The sequence below is a fragment of the Burkholderia sp. BC1 genome, assembly GCF_052683555.1.
In genome coordinates, this window is the sequence record NZ_JBQYLP010000017.1 from 1 (window position 1) to 20,763 (window position 20,763).

At 68.9% G+C, this 20,763-nt stretch carries 21 protein-coding genes; 6 read left to right on the plus strand and 15 right to left on the minus strand.

Going from position 1 to position 20,763, the window contains the following annotated elements; all coding sequences use genetic code 11:
* Both ACSHSS_RS11100 and ACSHSS_RS11105 read right to left on the minus strand, forming a co-directional pair.
* Positions 1-553, minus strand: a 553-nt coding sequence (locus tag ACSHSS_RS11100) for an LrgB family protein (RefSeq protein ID WP_445544973.1), incomplete at its 3' end; no start/stop codon positions are given.
* 25 nt (positions 554-578) lie between these two features.
* Positions 579-1,025, minus strand: a complete 447-nt coding sequence (locus tag ACSHSS_RS11105; protein WP_059784544.1) for a CidA/LrgA family protein — start codon at positions 1,023-1,025, stop codon at positions 579-581.
* A gap of 139 nt (positions 1,026-1,164) precedes the next feature.
* On the opposite strand from ACSHSS_RS11105, the gene ACSHSS_RS11110 reads away from it, so the two are divergent.
* Complete coding sequence (locus tag ACSHSS_RS11110) at positions 1,165-2,091, plus strand: LysR family transcriptional regulator (RefSeq protein ID WP_006401710.1); 927 nt, start codon at positions 1,165-1,167, stop codon at positions 2,089-2,091.
* An 88-nt stretch (positions 2,092-2,179) separates the two neighbouring features.
* On the opposite strand, the gene ACSHSS_RS11115 is transcribed toward ACSHSS_RS11110, so the two are convergent.
* Positions 2,180-3,742, minus strand: a complete 1,563-nt coding sequence (locus tag ACSHSS_RS11115) for a DHA2 family efflux MFS transporter permease subunit (RefSeq protein WP_006401709.1) — start codon at positions 3,740-3,742, stop codon at positions 2,180-2,182.
* 160 nt (positions 3,743-3,902) lie between these two features.
* Positions 3,903-4,391 carry a MarR family winged helix-turn-helix transcriptional regulator gene (locus ACSHSS_RS11120; protein WP_039216618.1) on the minus strand — a complete coding sequence of 163 codons (489 nt, stop codon included), beginning with the start codon at positions 4,389-4,391 and terminating at the stop codon, positions 3,903-3,905.
* Positions 4,392-4,555: 164 nt separating this feature from the next.
* Here ACSHSS_RS11120 and ACSHSS_RS11125 point away from each other — a divergent pair, with 164 nt between their 5' ends.
* Both ACSHSS_RS11125 and ACSHSS_RS11130 read left to right on the plus strand, forming a co-directional pair.
* Positions 4,556-4,840, plus strand: coding sequence for a multidrug ABC transporter ATPase (locus ACSHSS_RS11125; RefSeq protein ID WP_212161261.1), 285 nt, complete (start codon positions 4,556-4,558; stop codon positions 4,838-4,840).
* A 195-nt stretch (positions 4,841-5,035) separates the two neighbouring features.
* Positions 5,036-6,607 (plus strand): efflux transporter outer membrane subunit, encoded by a 1,572-nt coding sequence (locus ACSHSS_RS11130; RefSeq protein WP_212161204.1) that lies wholly within the window; start codon positions 5,036-5,038, stop codon positions 6,605-6,607.
* Between the two features lie 45 nt (positions 6,608-6,652).
* Here the strand turns inward: ACSHSS_RS11130 and ACSHSS_RS11135 are convergent, their stop codons facing one another.
* The 8 genes from ACSHSS_RS11135 to gspG all read right to left on the minus strand — a co-directional run bounded on the left by ACSHSS_RS11135 (position 6,653) and on the right by gspG (position 12,778).
* The gene (locus ACSHSS_RS11135) at positions 6,653-7,426 is read right to left on the minus strand and encodes a type II secretion system protein N (protein WP_006401704.1); all 774 of its coding nucleotides are present in this window, start codon (positions 7,424-7,426) and stop codon (positions 6,653-6,655) included.
* Positions 7,427-7,472: 46 nt separating this feature from the next.
* Positions 7,473-7,979 carry a type II secretion system protein GspM gene (gene gspM / locus ACSHSS_RS11140; RefSeq protein ID WP_006401703.1) on the minus strand — a complete coding sequence of 169 codons (507 nt, stop codon included), beginning with the start codon at positions 7,977-7,979 and terminating at the stop codon, positions 7,473-7,475.
* Complete coding sequence (gspL, locus tag ACSHSS_RS11145; protein ID WP_261513050.1) at positions 7,976-9,382, minus strand: type II secretion system protein GspL; 1,407 nt, start codon at positions 9,380-9,382, stop codon at positions 7,976-7,978. The genes gspM and gspL overlap by 4 nt, the downstream gene beginning before the upstream one ends.
* Before the next feature lie 24 nt (positions 9,383-9,406).
* Positions 9,407-10,531 (minus strand): type II secretion system minor pseudopilin GspK, encoded by a 1,125-nt coding sequence (gene gspK, locus ACSHSS_RS11150; RefSeq protein WP_006401517.1) that lies wholly within the window; start codon positions 10,529-10,531, stop codon positions 9,407-9,409.
* Between the two features lie 6 nt (positions 10,532-10,537).
* Entirely contained in the window at positions 10,538-11,233 is a 696-nt protein-coding gene (locus ACSHSS_RS11155; protein ID WP_012212451.1) for a PulJ/GspJ family protein, read from the minus strand.
* Positions 11,211-11,654: a type II secretion system minor pseudopilin GspI gene (gene gspI / locus ACSHSS_RS11160; protein WP_369714618.1), complete on the minus strand. Its 444-nt coding sequence runs from the start codon at positions 11,652-11,654 to the stop codon at positions 11,211-11,213. The genes ACSHSS_RS11155 and gspI overlap by 23 nt, the downstream gene beginning before the upstream one ends.
* The gene (locus ACSHSS_RS11165) at positions 11,651-12,073 is read right to left on the minus strand and encodes a GspH/FimT family pseudopilin (protein WP_006408069.1); all 423 of its coding nucleotides are present in this window, start codon (positions 12,071-12,073) and stop codon (positions 11,651-11,653) included. The genes gspI and ACSHSS_RS11165 overlap by 4 nt, the downstream gene beginning before the upstream one ends.
* Positions 12,074-12,325: 252 nt before the next feature.
* Positions 12,326-12,778 carry a type II secretion system major pseudopilin GspG gene (gene gspG / locus ACSHSS_RS11170; RefSeq protein WP_035489561.1) on the minus strand — a complete coding sequence of 151 codons (453 nt, stop codon included), beginning with the start codon at positions 12,776-12,778 and terminating at the stop codon, positions 12,326-12,328.
* A gap of 177 nt (positions 12,779-12,955) precedes the next feature.
* Here gspG and ACSHSS_RS11175 point away from each other — a divergent pair, with 177 nt between their 5' ends.
* Positions 12,956-13,366, plus strand: a complete 411-nt coding sequence (locus tag ACSHSS_RS11175) for a type II secretion system protein N (RefSeq protein ID WP_006401512.1) — start codon at positions 12,956-12,958, stop codon at positions 13,364-13,366.
* Between the two features lie 30 nt (positions 13,367-13,396).
* Here the strand turns inward: ACSHSS_RS11175 and gspF are convergent, their stop codons facing one another.
* The 3 genes from gspF to gspD are packed head-to-tail and all read right to left on the minus strand — an operon-like array spanning position 13,397 to position 18,418.
* Positions 13,397-14,614 carry a type II secretion system inner membrane protein GspF gene (gene gspF, locus ACSHSS_RS11180; protein ID WP_006401511.1) on the minus strand — a complete coding sequence of 406 codons (1,218 nt, stop codon included), beginning with the start codon at positions 14,612-14,614 and terminating at the stop codon, positions 13,397-13,399.
* Between the two features lie 4 nt (positions 14,615-14,618).
* Positions 14,619-16,115: a type II secretion system ATPase GspE gene (gene gspE, locus ACSHSS_RS11185; protein WP_006401510.1), complete on the minus strand. Its 1,497-nt coding sequence runs from the start codon at positions 16,113-16,115 to the stop codon at positions 14,619-14,621.
* On the minus strand, positions 16,112-18,418 hold the full coding sequence (gspD, locus tag ACSHSS_RS11190) for a type II secretion system secretin GspD (RefSeq protein WP_006401509.1): 2,307 nt from the start codon (positions 18,416-18,418) through the stop codon (positions 16,112-16,114). The genes gspE and gspD overlap by 4 nt, the downstream gene beginning before the upstream one ends.
* A gap of 383 nt (positions 18,419-18,801) precedes the next feature.
* On the opposite strand from gspD, the gene ACSHSS_RS11195 reads away from it, so the two are divergent.
* Both ACSHSS_RS11195 and ACSHSS_RS11200 read left to right on the plus strand, forming a co-directional pair.
* Entirely contained in the window at positions 18,802-19,248 is a 447-nt protein-coding gene (locus ACSHSS_RS11195; RefSeq protein WP_006401507.1) for a lytic transglycosylase domain-containing protein, read from the plus strand.
* A gap of 151 nt (positions 19,249-19,399) precedes the next feature.
* Entirely contained in the window at positions 19,400-20,713 is a 1,314-nt protein-coding gene (locus ACSHSS_RS11200) for a GTP-binding protein (RefSeq protein ID WP_269147904.1), read from the plus strand.
* Positions 20,714-20,763: the final 50 nt, after the last annotated feature.

Consider the following 20,763-nt stretch of genomic DNA (forward strand, 5'->3'; position numbering starts at 1 on the left):
GCATCGGCACGAGCGCGAGCACGATCTCGCCGAGCAGCATCCCGCAGATGCCGGTCGCGATCACGAACAGCGCGGTCAGGTCCTTCGGCGCGTGAATCTTGTCGGACACCGCGAGCGCGAACGGCGTCGACACCGAGCGCGTCATCAGCGAGCGCTGCAGCTCCGGCGACAGGTGCAGCAGCTTCGCGAGCAGCAGCGAACCGCATACGCCCGCGCCGATCCCGACCGCGACGCCCACCGACAGCGACAGCCAGTGCCGGCGGATCAGGTCGCGATAGTCGTAGATCGGCACCGCGAACGCGATCGTCGCGGGGCCGAGCAGCCACATCAGCCAGCGCGTGTCGCGGAAATACACCGAATACGGAATGCCGGTCAGCAGCACGAGCAGCACCAGCACGCCCGGCACGAACACGAGCGGCGAGAACAGCAGCGTCTTCTTGTACGCGTAGAGCCGCTTCGACGCGAAATACAGCGCGACGGTCAGCACGAAGCAGCCGAACGAGATCGCGGCGTTCACACGATCGGCGGGCAGGTTCGACAACGCGGCAAACATGACGGGCTCCGGTTCGCTGAGGGCGTTACGCGCGTGCGCGGCGGCGTTCGGCGTACACGCGCTGCACGACGAAGCGGCGTTCGAGCCGTGCGGCGAGATCGACCGCGACGGCCACCGCGACCATCACGAACGCGGTGCCCGCGACGACGACCAGCGCGAGCCGCCAGCCGTCCTCGCGGAACAGGCCGCCGTACTGGACCGCCGCGACGGCCGCCGGCACGAAGAACAGCAGCATGTCGGACAGCAGCCAGTTCGCGCCGTCCTTGATCCACGTCGGGGCGACGCGGCCGGAGAACAGCAGCACGAGCAGCACCGCGAGGCCGATCACGCCGGACGGCACCGGCAGCCCGACCGCGCGCACGGCCCAGTCGACCGCCAGCCACAGCACGCCGAGCGCGGCGGCCTGCAGCGCGATGCGTCCGGCATGCGCGGCACCGGCGGGACGGGCGGGAACGGCGGTCGGTCGATTCATGGCTGGGCTCGCATACAGAAATTTCTAGGATGTCGCAAGTATAGGATTCCCTCATCCATAAATAAAATGACTTGTCTCTATTCTTCTCATTCCGATTCGGAATTCATTCGTTCATTTGCACCACTTTGGGGAGTCGCCGATGGAATTGCGCGCGCTGCGGTACTTCATCGAGGTCGTCCGCCAACAAAGCTTCACCGCGGCCGCCGACAAGCTGTTCGTCACGCAGCCGACCATCAGCAAGATGGTGAAGGCGCTCGAGGACGAAATCGGCTCGCCGCTGCTGTTGCGCGACGGCCGGCAGATGGTGCTGACGGACGCGGGGCGGATCGTGTTCCAGCGCGGGCAGGACGTGCTCGCCGCGCAGGCGCAGTTGCAGTCGGAACTGAACGACCTCGGCACGCTCGGCCGCGGCGAGCTGACGATCGGCATTCCGCCGCTCGGCGGGTCGCTGTTCACGCCGATCATCGCCGCATACAAACAGCGCTATCCGAACATCGAGCTGAAGCTGTTCGAGCAGGGCGCGCGGATGATCGAGGCCGCGCTGATGTCGGGCGAGCTGGAGCTGGGCGGGCTGCTCGAGCCGGTCGATCCGGCCACGTTCGAGCGGCTGCCGATGGTGCGCGCGCCGCTCTGGCTCGTCGCACCGCGCGAATCGCGCTGGGAGGACCACGCGGCCGTGCCGCTCGCGGATCTCGCGCGCGAATCGTTCGTCTTCTATGCGGAAAGCCTTGCGCTGCACGACGCGGTGCTCGACGCCTGCCGGCAGGTCGGCTTCACGCCGTCGATCGTGAGCCGCAGCGGACACTGGGATTTCATGGCCGCGCTCGTGCATGCGGGCGTCGGCATCGCGCTGCTGCCCGAGCCGTACTGCCGGCGGCTTGATGCGGGGCAGTTCACGTGCCGGCCGATCGTCGAACCGGAGATCACGTGGGCGATCGCGCTCGGCTGGGTGAAGAAGGGCTATCTGTCGCACGCGGCGCGCGCGTGGCTCGAGGTCGCGCGTGCGACGCTGCCGATCGCGCCGGGCGACGATCTGGCGTTCGGCGGCTTGCGGGCGCGGGAGTGACGCGGTTCGATTTGGATTCGAACCGACTCTGGCCGAAGCGACGCCAACGCCCGGACGACGCAGGACACGTCCCGCGGGCGATGGACCGTCAATGCCCCATCGCCGGCCCCGCGCCCTTCTTCGGCTTCGTGATCCACACGAGCGCCGCGAGCGCGACGAACACGATCGCCGACAGGTGGAAGAAGTCGTTGGTCGCCATCATGAAGCCCTGCTGCGTGACGATCTGGTTCAGTTGCGCGTTCGCGGTCTGGCCGACGACGCCGAGTTGCGCCAGCGCGCCCTGATAGTCGGTCGTGTTCTGCGCATAGACGCTCACCGATTCGGCGAGCCGCGCGTGGTGGTAGATCGCGTCGTTCTCCCAGAACGTCGAGCTGACCGCGGTGCCGATCGCACCCGACAGCGTACGCAGGAAGTTCGACAGGCCCGAGGCGCTCGCGAGCCGCTCGTCGGGGATGCTCGACAGCGTGATCGTCGTCATCGGCACGAAGAAGCACGCGACGCCGATCCCCTGCACGAGCCGCGGCAGGATCACGTGGTTGAACGGCACGTCGAGCGTAAACGTCGAGTTCCATACCGATACGATCGCGAACACGATGAACGCGAAGCTCGCGACCATCCGCAGGTCGAGCCGGTGCATGTTGCGGCCGATCAGCGGCGACAGCACGAGCGCGAGCAGCCCGACCGGCGCGGTCGCGAGGCCGGCCTTGCCGGCCGTGTAGCCCATCACGGTCTGCAGCCACAGCGGGAAGATCACGACCGAGCCGAAGAACGCCATGAAGCCGAACGAGATGATCAGCGCGCCGAGCGCGAAGTTGCGATCCTTGAACAGCGTGAGGTCGACCACCGGCTCCTTCTCGGTCGCTTCCCAGACGAGCATGAACGCGAGCGACACGACCGCGATCAGCGCCAGCGCGACGATGAACGACGAGCTGAACCAGTCGCGGTCCTTGCCGAGGTCGAGCATCATCTGCAGGCACGACACGCCGATCACGAGCAGCGCGAGGCCGACCGCGTCGATCCGCTGTTTCGTCGTCTTCGTCTCGCGGCCGCGCAGCAGGAAGAACGCGCAGGTCGCGGAGAAAATCCCGATCGGCAGATTGATGTAGAAGATCCACGGCCACGTGTAGTTGTCGCTGATCCAGCCGCCGAGCAGCGGGCCGAAGATCGGCGCGACGATCACCGTCATCGCCCATAAGCCGAGCGCGAGCCCGCGCTTCGCGGGCGGGTAGCTGCGCATCAGGATCGTCTGCGACAGCGGCACCATCGGCCCCGACACGAGGCCCTGCAGCAGCCGGAACGCGATCAGCGTCTCGAAGTTCGACGCAAGGCCGCAGAGCGCCGACGCGATCGTGAACGCGAGCACCGACAGCGTGAACAGCCGCACTTCGCCGACGCGCCGCGCGAGCCAGCCCGTCAGCGGCACCGCGATCGCGGACGCGACCGAATACGACGAAATCACCCACGTGCCTTCGCTGGTCGCGACGCCGAGGCTGCCCGAAATCGTCGGCACCGCGACGTTCGCGATCGACGTGTCGAGCACTTCCATGAACGTGCCGAGCGCGAGCCCGACGGTGAGCAGCGCGAGGGCGCCGCCGGACAGCGGCGCCGGTTCGGCGGCAGGGGACGCGGCGGATGCCGTGGTGGCGGACATCGGAATCTCCTAGGATCGGCTCGCGCCCGCAGCGCAGCAACGCGTAGCGGGGCGCAACGGCAGGCGGCGGAAGACGGGCATATGTCGCGTCATCTTCTGCCCAGACAGATAAATAAGCGAACGTTTAATCGGAACAATCGAGCGCAAGCGACCCTCCGCGTCAGTCGTGCCCGTCGTCGGGCTTCGGACAGCCGGCCGGGCCGGGCCCGTTCTCGATGAAGCGCTGCAGCAGACCGGTCAGCGTCGCGAGTTCGTCGGTGGAAAAGCCGGCGAGCTGCGCGTTCAGCGCGGTCGCGATCAGCGAGGGCAGCGCACGCGCGGCGTCGGCGCCACGCTCGGTCAGCGCCAACTCGATCATGCGGCGGTCCTGCTCGCTGCGCGAGCGCGCGATGAGTCCCTTGCGTTCGAGGCGATCGAGCATGCGCGTCATCGAGCCGCTGTCGTACGCCATCTTGCGCGACAGCTCGAACGGCGTGCGCGCATAGCCGCGCGACAGCAGCAGGATCACGCCGATCTGCTGCGCCGTCAGGTCGAACGGCTCGAGCGCACGATCCATCCGCTCGAACAACACCTGACGCGCCTTCGTCAGGTAGTAGCCGAGACTGGTTTCCAGCTCGATGGAGTCGGGATCGTAGAGGCCGCCAGCCATGCGTTCGCGCGCAGCAATAGTGCGTTTCAGGTCAAAACGCGCCTAGTATCTTGAAAATTGCTTGCATAGTCAATATTATTTCAGGCAACCAGTTACGACGTGCATGTTGCACTGCCGGAGACTATGTTCTGACCGATCCGCCCGCTTTGCCGGGCACCCCGAGGATGTTCGCGATGCTGTTCCTGAAAAATGCCGCCGGCGCGCTGCGCCGCACCGTGACCGATACCGCTCATCACGTGTTCTCCGGGCCGCACCGCGGCTGGAAGATCGCACTGTACGTGGCGATGCTGGTCTTGCCGGGCGGCTCGCTCGCGGCGCTCGGGTTCGCATGGTTCGATCATCGCCGGCAGCGCAACGCGAAGGGCGCATCGCGCCGCACGCCCGAGCGCGCGGCAACGGAGCCGCCGTCATGGCGGCTCGCCGCCCAGCCGCTGCCCGTGCGCCGCTGACGCCGATCCCGCAAGCGATCCGTAATGGCCGGTAAACCGGTCGCCCGCGCCGGTAACACATTCCTGTCGTCGCGCACCGTACCCTAACGGCTGCGCAGGCTCCCCGCCGTCAGTTACCATTTGTCCGCCAGCGGCATGACGTCCGCACCGCGCGGCGCCGCTCGCGGCCCGTTGCGCCCAGACAGGAAAAATACGATGCCGTACGCCCCACTCCCGCGCGCCCTCCGCCCGCTGAGCGCCGCCGTCGCCGTCGCGACGGCCGTGCTGCTCGCCGGCTGCGCCGTCGGGCCCGATTACCACCGCCCCGATACGTCGATGCCGGCCGCGTTCAAGGAAGCGCCCGCCGGCTGGAAAGTCGCGCAGCCTGCCGACCGTGCCGATCGCGGCCCGTGGTGGACCGTCTACGACGATCCGCAGCTGAACGCGCTGATCGACAAGCTCAATGCGTCGAACCAGACGATCGCGCAATCGGCGGCCGCCTACCGTCAGGCGCGCGCGCTCGTCAGCGAGGCACGCGCCGCGTATTTCCCGACCGTCGGTCTGAGCGCGTCCGGCTCGCGCGCGCGCACGCCGCGCTCGTCGTTCTCGTCGGGCTCGTCGTCGTTCGGCAACAGTACGTCGGGATCGATCAACAACAGCTACAGCGTCGGCCTCGATGCAAGCTGGGAACCCGATCTGTGGGGCAAGGTGAGCCGCACCGTCAGCGCGCAGCGCGCCGGCGAAGCGGCGGCCGCGGCCGATCTCGCGAATGCGCGGCTCTCGCAGCAGGCGCTGCTCGCGCAGACCTACTTCCAGCTGCGCACGTCCGATGCGCTGCAGAAGCTGCTCGACGAAACCGTGCAGTCGTACCGGCAATCGCTGCAGCTCACGCAAAACCAGTATGCGCAGGGCGTCGCCGCGCGCGCGGACGTGATCCAGGCGCAGACGCAGCTGCAAAGCGCGCAGGCCGCCGCAATCGACAACGGCGTCGCGCGCGCGCAGTACGAGCATGCGATCGCGACGCTGATCGGCGAGCCCGCGTCGACGTTCTCGCTGCCGCCGATGCCGCTCACGGCCGAGCCGCCCGTCACGCCGGTCGACGTGCCGTCCACGCTGCTCGAGCGCCGGCCCGACATCGCGGCGGCCGAACGCCGCGCGGCGGCCGCGAACGAGCAGATCGGCGTCGCGATCTCCGCGTTCTTCCCGACGCTCACGCTGTCGGCGAGCGGCGGTTTCGAAAGCTCGGTCTGGTCGCAGCTGTTCACGCTGCCGGCGCGTTTCTGGACGGTCGGCCCGCAGCTCGCGGCGACGCTGTTCGACGCGGGGCTGCGCGCCGCGCAAACGCAGGCCGCGCGCGCGACCTACGATCAGGACGTCGCCGCATACCGGCTCGCGGTGCTGAGCGCGTTCCAGGACGTCGAGGACAACCTCGCTTCGCAGCGGATTCTCGCGCAGGAAATCGACGTGCAGCGACAGGCGGTCGAGAGCGCCGAGCATGCGCTCGCGATCGTCACGAACCAGTACAAGGCCGGCACCGTCGCGTATCTGAACGTGCTGACCGCGCAGACGACGGCCTTCACCGCGCGCCAGAAGCTCGCGACGATCACCGGGCAGCGGATGGTGTCGTCGGTCGGACTCGTGAAGGCGCTCGGCGGCGGCTGGAACGTGTCGGATATCGCGCGCGAGACGGGCGACATGGCGGCGCCGGCGGCCGTGCCGGCATCCGGTGCAGCCGCTGCGTCGGCCGTGTCCGCTGCGCCCGCCGCCGGCACGCTCGCGCGCCAATAAGTCACCGCAATCGGCAGGCCGCGCCGCACCGCGTGCGGCGCTCGCTCAGCGCATCGCGCCGCCATAGATCAGCGACACCTGGCCGTTGCCGATCGGGCGGCCGAGCAGGTTCAGCAGGCCCGCAAGGTTCGCCTGCTGTTCGGGCGCCGCATGCGCGGTGCCGCGAAACGCGCCGCTGCCGGGCCCGAACGTACCGTGCCCATCGAGAAACAGCGGGCCCTGCGTCGTCGTCAGATCGAGATCGGCGCCCGTGCCTTTCGCCTGCAGCACGGCGCGGTACGAGCCGAGCGGCTTCACGCGCGACACGCGCGAGCTCATCCCGTCGATCGTCACCGTCAGCTGGCCGAACGCGTTGCGGCCGATCAGCCGCCAGTCGGTCCAGCCGAGCCGCACGTCGCCCTGCAGATCGAGCGTATTGAACGGCGTGCCGAGCCCCGCGAGCAGCGACGCGGGCACGGCCATCGCGCCGGCCGACAGCACGGCGCCGCGCCAGGTCGCATCGAGCGTCACGGGCTGCGGCATCGCGTCGGTCTGGCGCAGACGCATCTGCACGCGCCCGGTCAGCAGCGGCCAGAAGCGCGTCGTCCATTCGACGCGGCCCGGCAGCAGCGTCGATGCGCTCTGGTCCGCGCCGGGCGCGAGCATCAGCGTGGCCGAACCGTGCCACAGCGAGCCGGCCGGATCGACGAGGTTGACATGGCCGCCGGTCGCGCGCGCGAACTGCGGCGCGATCCACGCGGCCGGCGCGAGCGCGATCAGCGTGATCGCCGTCGCGAGCGCGCCGACCGCGACCCACGGCAGCGCGGCGACGAGCCGCATCGTCCATCGGTTCATCGAGCGCCCGCCGCTTGCATCGTCGCCATCCTCATTTCGGCATCGACGGCTGCATCACGGCCGTCAGGTCGACCTGGCCGTCTTCCTTCAACGCGCTCACGTGCGCCTCGCCGACCTGCGCCTTCAGTTGCCGGCGCACGTCGTCGAGCCACTGCGTCCACGCGGGGAACGACACGTTCTTCATCTGGATCTGCACGCCGTTGCCGACGATCTGCACTTGCGCGCCCGGCAGCCCGTGATCGGACAGCGACGCGGCGAGCGCATCCTTCAGCGCGAGACCGGTCGGCGCGACACCCTGCGCGGCGGCCGTCAGCGACTTCGCTTCGTTCGCCTGCGCGGTCATCTGCGCGAGTTCGCGGCGCATCGTCGGCAGCTCGCGTTCGATGCGCGCGCGGCCTTCCTGTGCGGGCGACCACAGCACCGAATAGGCGATCGCGACGGCCAGCACGGCGCCGCCCCAACCGAGCAGCGTCTTTTCGCGCGGCGTGCGCTCGCCCCAGAACTGGGTTAACGCCTGAGTCAGTCGTTCGGTGTTCATGAGCGGCTCCGGATCGTCCATTTGCCCGTGTTGCTGTCGACTTCGCCGGCCAGCCCGTTGCGCGCGAGGCGTTGCGGGAAGTCGGGATCGACCTTGACCTCCGGCTTGAAGCCGACGTCGAGCCGCCGGTCGTGATAGTCGAGCGACGCGATGCCGTTCAGCGGCAGCGCACCCATCGAGCGCGCGAGCCCGCTCGACAGTGCGAGGAAGTCGTTCGGCGACAGCTCGCCGGCCGCGAGACGCAACTGGTCGAGCTGCCGCTGCATCTGCGCGGGCGGATCGAGCACCGTCGTCGTCTTCGGGAACGCCGACAGCAGCGTTTCGGTGATCTGCGCCGACAGCGCATCGCGTTCGCGCGACAGCTTCCACCAATGCAGATTCATCCCGATCACCGCGATGCCGAGCGTCGCCGCCGCGAGCGCGATCGGCAGGCGCAGGCGCTTCAGCGTCGCGCGGTCGAAACGCCAGGGCTGCGACTCGAATTCGAACTGGCAGAGGTCGAAGCGCTCCGCGAGCGCCCGGCGCGCGAATGCGTCGAACGACAGCGGCATCGCGCCGGGCAGCAGCGGGGCGCCGCCCGCGCGGCCGGCCGACGCGACGCGCGGCTCCGCACCGGGCTCGCCGAGCTCGTACAGCTCGACCGCGCCACCGCCCGCGAGCGCGGCGAGCGTGCCGGGCGCGCGCGCGGCCGGCGCCGCGAAGCCTTCGCCGAGCGCGCCGCGCGCGATCGCGAGTTCGAGCCGCGGCGCGCTCGCGGCGAGCGGCTGCGCGCCCGCTTCGACGAGCGCCGGTTCGACCGACGTCGCGACACCGAGCACCGCGGCGACCGCGGCCGGACGCACGAGCGGCTCGGCCGACGGCGTGCCGGTCGACGAACCAAGCGGCAAGCCGTCCGCTGCGGCCGCGATGTCGGGCGCCTCGTCGTCGGCCGGCACGGCCGACGGTGCAGGTGCGGCCGCGAGCGGCGCGGGCAGGCAGCGCGTCGCGGGCACGGCGCGCAGCTGCCGGTGGCCGGCTGCCGTGAACGCGTCGCAGATCGCGCGGAACCACGCGCGATCGACGACGCCCAGCACGCGGCGCCCGTCCGGCAGCGCGACCGGATCGAGCGCGATATGGCAGCCGAGCGGATCCTGGATCAACTGATCCTCGACGATGTTCGGCAGCGCCTGGCGCAGCTTCGGCCCTTTGAGCGGCGGCACGCTCGCGGCCAGCAGCAGCACGTCGCGCGCGGCGACGATCAGCACCGTCGCGCTCGCGCGCGGCAGCAGCGACAGCGCCGCGCGGCCCGCGCGCTGCACGTGGCCGGCCTTGTCGACGAGCATGAACGGCAGCTCCGGCCACTGCCATTCCTGCAACGGCACGGCAGGCTCGCGCGGCGGCAATGAAACAATCAACGTGCTCAAGGGCTCCTCTCCCGAATGGCGTCGTTATAGCTGATCGCGGATGCGCACGACCCGCGTCGAGTGCGTGGTCGGATCACGATACACGAGCGAGGTGCGATCGACCTCCGCGCGGTCGTGCTGGATCCGGCCGTGCACGACGAAGTAGCTCGAATTGACGTCGATGAGGCTCGCATCGAGCTGTACGCCCGGCGCGCCCGCGCCGCGCAGCGCGAGCTGCACGTCGCCGACGTTGCGGAAAAACACGGTCTCGCGGCGCGAGACGAGCGCCTGCGCGGACGACACGCTCATGCCCGGCACCAGCGCGGCGATCACCTCGGCCGGCGCGGTGTTCATGTTCACGGGCGTCGTGGTCGGCAGCACGGTCACGAACGGGCGCAGCCGCGCGACCATCTCGGGCGTCACGCCGTCGACGTCGAGCAGGCTGTCGACGCTCGTCATCGTCAGCGGCGCGGGCCCGCGCTCGCTGTCGGCGAGGCCCGGATCGTCGGTGAAGCCGCCCGCCTGCGTGTCGCCGCCCGTCACCGGCGCGGTCGGCGCCATGCCGCCGCCGGGCAGCGTCGGCAGCTGAAAGCGCGTCGCCGAATGCATGAGCCCCGCGCGCACCTGCAGCGCGATCCGCTTCGCGAACGCGCCGTCGTAGCCGAGCGTCGTCAGCAGCCGCTGGAACGCCGCGAGCTGCGCGACGTTGAGCTGCAGCACGCCGGGCGCCGGCGACGCGATCAGGTTGCGCAGGTTGAACTTCGCCTGCGCATCCTCGATCGACCCGGAGATATAGGTGTCGTCGCCGCCCTGGTTCGGCGCGCCGATCCGGCCGAGAAAATCCGACAGCTTCGTCTTCGCGATCGGCACCGCCCAGATCCCGCCGAGATACGTGATGCCGGGCGCCGTGTCGCCTTCCGAGCGCAGGATCATCCGCGTCCAGTCGAGCGCGCCGCGCGCGACCCACTGCGCCTGCGCGAGCGTCCGCTGGTTCTCGATGCGGCGCACCTGCACCTGCTGGCGCCATAGCATGCCGGACACGAGAATCGCCGCCAGCGCGACGACCAGCAGCGCCGTGATGATCGCCGCACCGCGCTCGCCGCGCGGCAGGCCGTGCGCGCGTCGGCAAGCGCGGCGCTCGGGCATCGAAAGGTGAGGGCGCGTGCGCATCGTGCGTCACTCCCCGACGAGAAATACGCGCGTGATCGGCACGCGCAGCGACGTCGCGCCGATGCTGACCTGCAGCCCCGTGACCGCGCGTGGCGGCGGCGCGTTGCCGATCTGCGGCACCTTCAGCGCATCGTTGTTCTGCGCGAGCGCGTCGTTCGCCGCCTGCACGCTGGTCGTCCAGCCGACGCGCGGCACGTACAGCTTCGCATCGATCGCGCCGACGCCGCCCATCAGCGCGACTGCGCTCCAGCCGTCGACGCTGCTGTCCTTCAGAAGCGCATGCAGCCGGTTCGCGTCGTCGAGCGGCGGCGACGCGTAGCGCACGACGCGCCCGCCGGCGATCCGGTAGCGCACGACCTGCAGCCGCGGCGCGGCGCCCGGCACGTCGAGTGCGCGAATGATCTGCAGCGTGTTGCCGGCCACGCCGATCGCCGGCTGGCCGGCTTCGTCGTCGGTCGCGGCAAGCCGCGCGTCGATGCGCATCTGATCGAACATCTGCGCGAATACGCGTTCGTCTTCCATCGCAGACGCCACCTTGTCGCGGCCGCGCATGATCTGATCGAGCCCGCGCCACGCGAGCACGGCGACGACGGCGAGAATCGCGATCGCGATCATCAGCTCGATCAGCGTGAAGCCGCGTGCGCGGGACGCGCGGGCGAACGGGCGCGGCATCGGCGCGTCAGAGCGAACGGCTGGTTTCATTCGCGACCACCGTGACCATCTGCGCGAGCACGCCGGAGCGGCCCGGCATGCTGACCGACACCTCGACGCGCCGGAATACCGGATTCGGCGTCGCGCTGACGCGCTGCGTGCACACGAGCGGCACGTTGCCCTGCGAGCAGTCGAAGTTCTGTTCGCCGATCTGCGGCCACGCATGCGCGAGCCGCAGCTGCGCGAGCGCGTTGTCGGCGCTCCAGCCGGCGAGCAGCCGGCGATGCAGTTCCGATGCGCCGGTCGCCATCGTGCCGACCGCGCGAATCGATGCCGCGAGCGCGACCGCGATGATCGCGAGCGCGACCAGCACCTCGATCATCGTGAAGCCGCGCGCCGCGCCGCGCAGGCGCAAGGCGCCGGCAATGCGCGGCGAACGGGCAGGGCGGCGCATGCGACCACGCATCGTCATTGCACCTCGTAGCGGCCGTTGCCGGTGCCGACGATCGTCGCGCTGCCGACGGCCGAATGCAGCGTCACGCGCACCGGCGTGTCGATGCTTTCGGTGCCGAATACGACGCGGCTCGCGCGCGTATCGGAACCGGGGTAGTCGATGTCCGCGCCCGTCACGCCGCCGTCCCAGTCGCGCGGGCGCAGCAGATCGTCGTGCAGCGTGCGCCAGCCGTCGGACGAACTGACGTCGAAACGGAAACCGTGCGCGGTGGGCTGCCACGCGATCGGCCGCGCGCGCACCTGCGCTTCGTCGCCGGCCGTCTCGAACAGCAGCGCGAGCCGCTGTGCTTCCTCGCGCAGGTCGGTGCGCGGATTGCGCGTCAGCGACAACGACGCGAGCGACACCAGCAGCCCCGCGATCACGAGCACGACGAGCATCTCGAGCAGCGTGAAGCCGCGCGCGGCGCGACGGCGATGCTGCGTACACTGCCCTCCGAAGGCAGGGCTCGCCGCGCACGGGCCGGTCGACTTCGCTAGCCGGCGGCGCGATCCCGGCTCAGCCGCCGCACACGCCCGGACGGGCGATGCCGCCGCGCGGCGCAGGCCGCCGTGGCCGGCGCAGCGGTGGGTCGTCGTACGAAGTGCGAGCATGAAGCGCGGGAGAGAAGGATCGGACCGGTCGGCGGCGGCTTACTGCCACGAGCCGATATCGGTATCGTTGGCGTCGCCGCCTTCCTTGCCGTCGGCGCCGTAGCTGAACACGTCGATCTCGCCGTGCACGCCCGGGTTCAGATACTTGTACGGATTGCCCCACGGATCGTTCGGCAGCCGTTCGAGATAGCCGCCGTCCTTCCAGTTGTTCGGAATCGGATCGGTGGACGGCTTCTGGATCAGCGCGTTCAGGCCCTGTTCCTGCGTCGGATAGCGGCCGTTGTCGAGACGGTACAGCTTCAGCGCCTGCATGATGGTGCCGATGTCCTGCTTCGCGGCGATGCGGCGCGCCTCGTCGGGGCGGCTCATGATCTTCGGCACGATCAGCGCGGCAAGGATCCCGAGGATCGCGACCACCACCATGATCTCGATCAGCGTGAAACCGCGCTGACGGCGCACGGCTCCATTGCGGCGAGTGATCCACGTTTGCATGACTGACTACCTCTTTCCAAAAAATATCGTCGATTGAACAACGCGCCCGTGGCATCCGGACGATCGCCTGACGGCCACCTTCCACGATCCGCGGGAGCGGAGCACGCATTGTAAGGCGCGCATCGTCGAGGGCTTTCACTCAACGCAAATTTCACATAGATCCGTACAATAGCGCGCATGAACGCGCTCTCGATCCGGATCCTTTCCCTCGCCCTCTTCGCGGCGCTGTGCGCGACGGCCACGTACTGGGTCGTCACGCTGTCGGCCCGCGAAGCGCCGCTGCCCGCAGCCGCCGCGCGGCCGCCGATCCGCACCGAGGACGCCGCGGCGCTGTTCGGCGGACAGCTCGAACGCAATCCCGTGCAGGACATCCACCTGTTCGGCATCCTCGCGCTGCAGCACGGCGGTGCGGCGATCGTCGGCGTCGGCGGCGAACCGCCGCGCGCGGTGTCGCTCGGCGCGGAACTCACGCCCGGCGCGAAGCTCGCCGAAGTCCGCAACCGCTCGATCGTCGTCGAACGCAACGGCGCGCGCGCGGAAATCCAGCTGCCGGCCAACACGCCGTCCCCCGCGATCTACATGCGCTGAACGTCGGCGGCCCGGCACGGGGCTGCCGCGTCACTGCACCATGTTGTTCAGCTCGATGATCGGCAGCATCACCGCGAGCACGATCACGAGCACGATCCCGCCCATCGCGAGAATCAGCAGCGGCTCGAGCAGGCTCGTCAGAAACATCGTGCGGCGCTCGAGCTCGCGCGCTTCGCCGTCGGCCGCGCGGTCGAGCATCGTCGTCACGTCGCCGGTCGCCTCGCCGGAGCGGATCAGATGCACGAGCACCGGCGGAAACGTCTTCACGTTGTTCAGCGCGCGCGACAGCGCCGAGCCTTCGCGCACGCGCACGATCGCGTCGTCGATGTTCGCGCGCATCGCGCGGTTGCTGAGCGTCTCGCCGGCCGCCTGCAGCGCGCGCAGGATCGGCACGCCGGCCGCGGTCAGAATGCCAAGCGTGCTCGCGAAACGCACCGTGTTGTAGCCGCGCACGAGCTTGCCCGCGAGCGGCGCGGTCAGCAGCCAGCGATCGAACGCGAGCCGCGGCCCCGCGCGCGACAGCGTCGCCTTCACGAACCACACGACGAGCGCGACCGCGATCAGGATCGCCCACCACCAGTGCCGCACGAATCCGGACAGCGCCATCATCACGATCGTCAGGAGCGGCAGCTGCTGCTTCGTGCTCGCGAACACGTTGACGACCTGCGGCACCACGTAGCTCAGCAGGAACGTGACGATCCCGAACGCGATCACCGTGACGATCGCCGGATAGGTGAATGCGAGCAGGATCTTCTGCTTCAGCGCGTTGCGCTGCTCGATGTAGTCGGCGAGCCGCGACAGCACGATCCCGAGCTTGCCCGTATGCTCGCCGGCCGACACCAGCGCGCGATAGATTTCCGGAAAATCGCGCGGATGCTGGCTCAGCGCGTTCGCGAGCGAATGACCGCCGAGCACTTCGGCGCGGATCGCGGCCATCAGTTCGCGGATGTAGTCGCGCTCGGACTGCTCGGTCAGCACGCCGAGCGCTTCGTCGAGCGGCAGGCCGGCGATCAGCAGGCTCGCGAGCTGGCGCGTGAGGATCGCCTGTTCGCGCTGCGACAGCTTGCGGCCGAGCGCGAGCCGCTGCGAACGTGCACCGCGCGTCGCGCTTCCGGCCGGTTCGACGACGAGCGGCGTCAGCCCTTGCGTGCGTAGCTGCCCGCGTGCGGCGCGCGCGCTGTCGGCATCGACCACGCCCTTCTGCGTGCGGCCGGCCGCATCGATCGCTTCGAAACGGAATGCGGGCATCGCGCTACGCGCCTCCCGTCACGCGCAGCACTTCCTCGAGCGACGTCGCGCCGGCCGCGAGCCAGCGCTCCGCGTCGTCGCGCAGCGTGCGCATGCCCTGCGCGCGGCCGGCCGCGAGAATCTCCGCGTCGGCCGCGTTGCGGTGAATCAGCGTGCGGATCGCATCGTCGACGATCAGCAGCTCGTACACGCCGCGCCGGCCCGTGTAGCCCGAATGCCCGCACTTGTCGCAGCCGACCGGATGCCACACGCTGCGGCCGTCCTCGTGCCGCTCTTCCTTGCAGACGGGGCAAAGCTGGCGCACGAGCCGCTGCGCGAGCACGCCGAGCAGCGACGACGCGAGCAGATACGGCTCGACGCCCATGTCGGTCAGACGCGTGACGGCCGATGCCGCATCGTTCGTGTGCAGCGTCGCGAGCACGAGGTGGCCCGTGAGCGAGGCCTGCACCGCGATCTGCGCGGTTTCGAGGTCGCGGATTTCGCCGATCATGATCACGTCCGGGTCCTGACGCAGGATCGAGCGCAACGCGCGCGCAAAGGTCATCCCGATCCGCTCGTTGACCTGCGTCTGGCCGATGCCCGACAGGTCGTATTCGATCGGATCCTCGACGGTCATGATGTTGGTCGTCGCGGTTTCGAGCCGCGACATCGACGCGTACAGCGTCGTCGTCTTCCCGGAGCCCGTAGGCCCGGTGACGAGCACGATGCCGTGCGGACGCGAGATCAGCTTGTCGAACTGCACGAGCGTGTCGCGGCCCATCCCGAGCGCTTCGAGGTTCAGCCGCTGCGCGTCCTTCTCGAGCAGACGCAGCACCGCGCGTTCGCCGTGGCCGGTCGGCAGCGTCGACACGCGCACGTCGACCGGACGGCCGCCGACGCGCAGCGTGATGCGGCCGTCCTGCGGCAGACGTTTTTCCGCGATGTCGAGCTGCGCCATGATCTTGATGCGCGAGATCAGCGCGCCGTGCAGCGCCTTCTTCGGCCGCACGACGTCGCGCAGCGTGCCGTCGACACGAAAGCGCACGACCGATGCATTCTCGAACGGTTCGATATGGATGTCCGACGCCTGTTCGCGCGCGGCCTGCGTCAGCAGCGCGTTGATCATCCGGATGATCGGCGCGTCGTCCTCCGATTCGAGCAGATCCTCGACTTCCGGGATGTCCTGCATCAGCCGCGACAGATCGACTTCGCCTTCCACCTCGCCGACGATCTGCGCGGCGCTGCCGTCCTGCCGCGCATACGCGTGGTTGATCGCCTGCGCGAGCTCGTCGGCCGGCACACGCTGCACGACGATCGAGCCGAAATTGCGTGCGATCTCGGCCAGCGCGGCGTCGTTCGTGCGATCGCTGATCCACACCTCGAGCGTGTCGTCGAGCTGGTGCGCGATCAGCACCTGGCCGTTCTTCGCGAAGCCGTACGGCAGCAGCCGCGCGGCGAGCGGCGAGGGCGGCTGCCGTTCGCCGGGCGCGCCGTCGTGGGCGGAAGACAGCAAGTCGCTCACTGCGACGCTCCCGGCGCGGTCAGCGGCTGCTGCGGCACCGTCTGCGCCGGCACGCCCTGCGACTGCGCGGGCGCCTGCTCGGCGGCCGGCGGCGCGATCTGGCGCTGCATCTGCTGGCGACGCATCTTGTCGAGATCGAACAGGTTGCCCGCGGCCGTCCCGCCCTGGCTCGGGCCGAGCGGCATCGGCGGCACGACGGGGTCGTCCTTGTCGCGGATCACGTTGTTGTCCGACTTGTACGCGCCCGTCACGCCCTGGATGTAGTCGTAGCGGTTCGAGGTGACGGCCTGCGCCGTATCGCGATCGGCGATGATCACCGGGCGCAGGAACACCATCAGGTTGGTCTTCTTGCGCTGCTTGCTTTCGGAGCGGAACAGCTGGCCGATCCACGGGATGTCGCCGAGCAGCGGCACCTTGCTGTTGGACACGTTGTACGCGTCCTGCATCAGGCCGCCGAGCACGATCACTTCGCCGTTGTCCGCGAGAATCGTCGACTGGATCGAGCGCTTCGTGAACGACGGGCCCGTCTGCGCGTTCGTCGTCGCGGTGTCGACCGCGGAATCCTCGGTGTAGAGCTGCAGCTTCAGGATCCCGCCGTCGGTGATCTGCGGCTTCACGTGCAGCGTCAGGCCGACGTCGCGGCGATCGTAGGTGTTGAACGCGTTGCTCGTGGTGCCGCTCGTCAGGTTCGAATACGAGCCGGTCGGAATCGGCACGTTTTCGCCGACGACGATCTTCGCTTCCTCGTTGTCGAGCGTGATCAGGTTCGGCGTCGACAGCACGTTCGCGTCGCTGACGCCCGCGAAATACTGCAGCAGCGCGCCGAGGCCCTGCACGCCGAACATGTTGTGCAGCCAGCCGATGTTGAGGCCCTGGTTCAGGTTCGCGAGATTGGCGGGCAGCCCGACGCCGGTGGCGGTGCCCGTGCTGCTGTTCACCGAGCCCGTCGTCAGGTTGATGATGCTGTTGCCGGCGACGCTGCCGGCCGTCGCCGCGAGGTTCGTGCCGGCGAGCAGCGCGCCGCTCGCGACCTGCCACTGGATCCCGAGCTGGCCGGCCGTCGTCGAGTTCAGTTCGACGATCAGCGCTTCGATATAGACCTGCGCGCGACGCTTGTCGAGCTGGTCGATCACCGCGCGCAGGTTCCGGTACACGGGATCGGACGCGGTGATGATCAGCGAGTTGGTCGCCGCATCGGCCTGGATCATCCCGCCGGGCTGGTTGTCGTCGTTCTTGTCCTTGTCGCCGCCGAGCAGCCCCGCATTGCCGAGGCCGCCGCTGCCCGACGCGCCGCTGCCGTACGACGACGAAGACGTCCCGCCGAGCCCGCCCGACGGCAACGGCGGCGTGCCGGCCGTGCCGGTCGAGAAGTTGCCGCTTGAGGACGAGCCGTTCTGGTTGAAGCTGTTCGCGTCGTTCGACGACGCCGACGAACCGGTGTCGTTGCCGCCCTTGCCGAGCATGCCGCGCAGCGTCTTCGCGAGCTTCACGGCATCGGCGTTGCGCAGCGGCACGACATGCATGTTGCCGGGCACCGCGCTCGGCGCGTCGAGCTGCTGCACGAGGCGCTTCGCGGCCGCGAGCCGCGACGCATTCGAGGCGCGCAGCAGCAGCGAGTTGGTGCGCGGATCGGCCGTGACCGAGACCTTCAGCGTCGCGTCGCTGTTGCCGATCGCGCCGGGGTCGAGCATCTTCTGCAACTGCGACGCGAGGTCGATCGCGTTCGCGTTGCGCAGCGGCACGACCTGCACCTGCGCGCCCGCGGCGCTGTCGACGCCGGCGATGATCTGCGCGATGCGGCGCACGTTGTCCGCATAGTCGGTGACGACGATCGAGTTGTTCGCCGGATACGCGGTCACGGTGTTGTTCGGCGAGATCAGCGGCCGCAGCACCGGCAGCAGGTTGTTCGCCGATTCGTTGTGCAGTTCGAACACCTGCGTGATGACCTGGTCGCCGCGTGCGCGCGGCACGTTGCCGACGTAGGTCGGCACGCCCTGCAGTTTCGCGTCGGCTTCGGGCACGACCTTCAGCACGCCGTGATCCTGTACGAGCGCGAAGCCCTGCATGCGCAGCGCGGACTGCAGCGTCTTCAGCGCCTGATCTTCGGGCACCGAGCGTTCGGCGACGAGGTTCAGCTGCCCCTTGACGCGCGGGTCGACGATGATGGTCTTGCCGGTGGCGGCGCCGATCGCCTTCGCGACCTGGTCGATATCCGCATTGACGAAATTGAGCGTGACCTGAGCGTAGGCAGCCTGCGAGCCGATGATGCCGGCGATGATCAGCGTCGTGGCGACGCGCCGCATAACGAAGCGATTTCTTGTCATGGATGAATGGGGCGATGCCGGCTCAGGCCACTTCCGGCGGTAGTGCTGGGATCCAAATCCGAAAAAGGCGACATTAGCAGTTTTTCATGTCCGAAATATCACATTGATCCGAGGACTGTCTCACATACGACAGGCGCCCGGCGGCCCGTATGCGATATGTAAGGTCGCGCGCGCCGCGTCGGCCGTCGCCGTCCGGCGATCCGGATAGCCCGATCACCGCCGGACCGACGCGCGATAGCCGTCATGCCGGGCTGTCGCACAGTCACGAACTGCCGGTATGATACGGGCGGCGCGTTTCTCGTCGCACGAATGACGGGCACGGGTTTTCCCGACCCCGCGCATTTTCTTTCCGCTTTCGCCCCATGAAAAGACGGTTCGCTTCGCTCGTGTGGATCGCCGCCGGCGCGTGGTTCGCCAGCGCGAACGCGCACGCCGATTGTTTCGACGAGGCCGCCCGCTATCAGAAGGTCAATCCGCTGATCCTGCGCGCGATCGCCTGGCAGGAGTCGCGCAACCGCCCGAGCGCACTGAACAAGAACACGAACGGGTCCGTCGATTACGGGCTCATGCAGATCAATTCGGTCCATCTGTCGACGCTGTCGCGCTACGGCATCGATCGCGACACGCTGATGGAGCCGTGCAAGAACGTCTATATCGCCGCGTGGCATCTGCGGCAGAAAATGAACCGCTACGGCAACACGTGGCAGGCCGTCGGCGCCTATCATTCGGAAACGCCGGCACTGCGCGACAAGTACGCGCGGCAGATCGCGGCGATCCTCGCGCAGTGGAAACTGCTGCCGCCGCAATAGCGGTGCGCCGCGCGCCGGGCCGATCGCGCCCCGGCCGTCGCGCGCGCGTTTGATGCACAATGCGGGCTTACGCTGCGGCTTCGCGCGCGCGAACGGCCCGGCCGCTCGTGCCGCGCAGCGGCGCCGCGGCCGCTTTTTCACTTTTCCGTTGGTGCGTACCGCAATGAAACAGCCGTTGCCCGTCACCGTGCTGTCCGGCTTCCTCGGCGCCGGCAAGACCACGCTGCTCAACCATATCCTCGCGAACCGCGCGGGCCTGAAAGTCGCCGTGATCGTCAACGACCTCGCGGCGGTCAACATCGACGCGTCGATCGTGCGCGACGCGCAGGCGCTGTCGCATGTCGAGGAACGGCTCGTCGAGATGTCGAACGGCTGCATCTGCTGCACGCTGCGCGACGATCTGCTCGTCGAGATCCGCCAGCTCGCGGCGGAAGGCCGCTTCGACGCGATCGTGATCGAATCGACCGGTATCGCGGAGCCGATGCCGATCGCCGAGACCTTCACGTTCGTCGACGACGACGGCACGTCGCTCGGCGATACCGCACGGCTCGACACGCTCGTCACGGTCGTCGACGCATTCAATTTCCTGCGCGACTACGGCTCGGACGACGCACTCGCAACGCGCGGCATCGCCGCCTCCGAAGACGACGATCGCACGCTCGTCGAGCTGCTGATCGAGCAGATCGAATTCTGCGACGTGCTCGTGATCAACAAGGCCGACCTCGTCAGCGCGGACGAACTCGCGCGGCTGCAGCACATTCTCGCGCGGCTCAATCCGCGCGCGCATCAGGTCGTGTCGACGTTCGGCAACGTGCCGCTCGACGCGGTGCTGAACACCGGCCGCTTCGATTTCGACGAAGCGGCGAACGCGCCCGGCTGGCTCGCGTCGCTCGATCGCGATCATGCGTACTGCGACGATCCCGACTGCGACGCGCATCATCATGCGCACGTGCACGGCGAAGCGGACGAATTCGGCATCGCGAATTTCGTTTACCGCGCGCGCCGGCCGTTTCATCCGGCGCGGCTCTGGGCGCTGCTCCATCAGCAGTGGCCGGGCGTGCTGCGCAGCAAGGGCTTCTTCTGGCTCGCGACGCGCAACGACATCGCGGGCTCGCTGTCGCAGGCGGGCGGCGTGTGCCGGCACGGTCCGGCCGGGCTCTGGTGGGCCGCGCAGGATCGCGCGGAATGGCCGGACGACGACGAACTGCTCGCCGAAATTCGCACTGAATGGGAAGGCGATTTCGACGACCGCTCGATCGGCGATCGCCGTCAGGAACTCGTGCTGATCGGCATCGCGCTCGACGCCGACGCATGGCGCGCGAAGCTCGACGCCTGCCTGCTGACCGATGCGGAATTCGCGCTCGGCGCGGCCGGATGGGCCGCGTTCGACGACCCGTTCCCTGCATGGGACGTCGACGCGCACGACGACGAAGACCCGGGCGACGCGCAGATCGTGCGCCCGTAACAGCGATCGACGAACCGTAAAATCTTGTAAAGGTGTGACGGACTGTGGCA

Excerpts from the sequence above, each read along its gene's own strand:
- gspK (WP_006401517.1), bottom strand. The coding sequence starts at position 10,531 with ATGCGCACGCGCCCTCACCTTTCGATGCCCGAGCGCCGCGCTTGCCGA.
- ACSHSS_RS11155 (WP_012212451.1), bottom strand. The coding sequence starts at position 11,233 with ATGAAACCAGCCGTTCGCTCTGACGCGCCGATGCCGCGCCCGTTCGCC.
- gspM (WP_006401703.1), bottom strand. The coding sequence starts at position 7,979 with ATGAACACCGAACGACTGACTCAGGCGTTAACCCAGTTCTGGGGCGAG.
- gspI (WP_369714618.1), bottom strand. The coding sequence starts at position 11,654 with ATGACGATGCGTGGTCGCATGCGCCGCCCTGCCCGTTCGCCGCGCATT.
- ACSHSS_RS11105 (WP_059784544.1), bottom strand. The coding sequence starts at position 1,025 with ATGAATCGACCGACCGCCGTTCCCGCCCGTCCCGCCGGTGCCGCGCAT.
- gspG (WP_035489561.1), bottom strand. The coding sequence starts at position 12,778 with ATGCAAACGTGGATCACTCGCCGCAATGGAGCCGTGCGCCGTCAGCGC.
- gspF (WP_006401511.1), bottom strand. The coding sequence starts at position 14,614 with ATGCCCGCATTCCGTTTCGAAGCGATCGATGCGGCCGGCCGCACGCAG.
- ACSHSS_RS11130 (WP_212161204.1), top strand. The coding sequence starts at position 5,036 with ATGCCGTACGCCCCACTCCCGCGCGCCCTCCGCCCGCTGAGCGCCGCC.
- ACSHSS_RS11165 (WP_006408069.1), bottom strand. The coding sequence starts at position 12,073 with ATGCTCGTCGTGCTCGTGATCGCGGGGCTGCTGGTGTCGCTCGCGTCG.
- ACSHSS_RS11110 (WP_006401710.1), top strand. The coding sequence starts at position 1,165 with ATGGAATTGCGCGCGCTGCGGTACTTCATCGAGGTCGTCCGCCAACAA.
- ACSHSS_RS11115 (WP_006401709.1), bottom strand. The coding sequence starts at position 3,742 with ATGTCCGCCACCACGGCATCCGCCGCGTCCCCTGCCGCCGAACCGGCG.
- gspD (WP_006401509.1), bottom strand. The coding sequence starts at position 18,418 with ATGCGGCGCGTCGCCACGACGCTGATCATCGCCGGCATCATCGGCTCG.
- ACSHSS_RS11175 (WP_006401512.1), top strand. The coding sequence starts at position 12,956 with ATGAACGCGCTCTCGATCCGGATCCTTTCCCTCGCCCTCTTCGCGGCG.
- ACSHSS_RS11120 (WP_039216618.1), bottom strand. The coding sequence starts at position 4,391 with ATGGCTGGCGGCCTCTACGATCCCGACTCCATCGAGCTGGAAACCAGT.
- ACSHSS_RS11195 (WP_006401507.1), top strand. The coding sequence starts at position 18,802 with ATGAAAAGACGGTTCGCTTCGCTCGTGTGGATCGCCGCCGGCGCGTGG.
- ACSHSS_RS11125 (WP_212161261.1), top strand. The coding sequence starts at position 4,556 with ATGTTCGCGATGCTGTTCCTGAAAAATGCCGCCGGCGCGCTGCGCCGC.
- ACSHSS_RS11135 (WP_006401704.1), bottom strand. The coding sequence starts at position 7,426 with ATGCGGCTCGTCGCCGCGCTGCCGTGGGTCGCGGTCGGCGCGCTCGCG.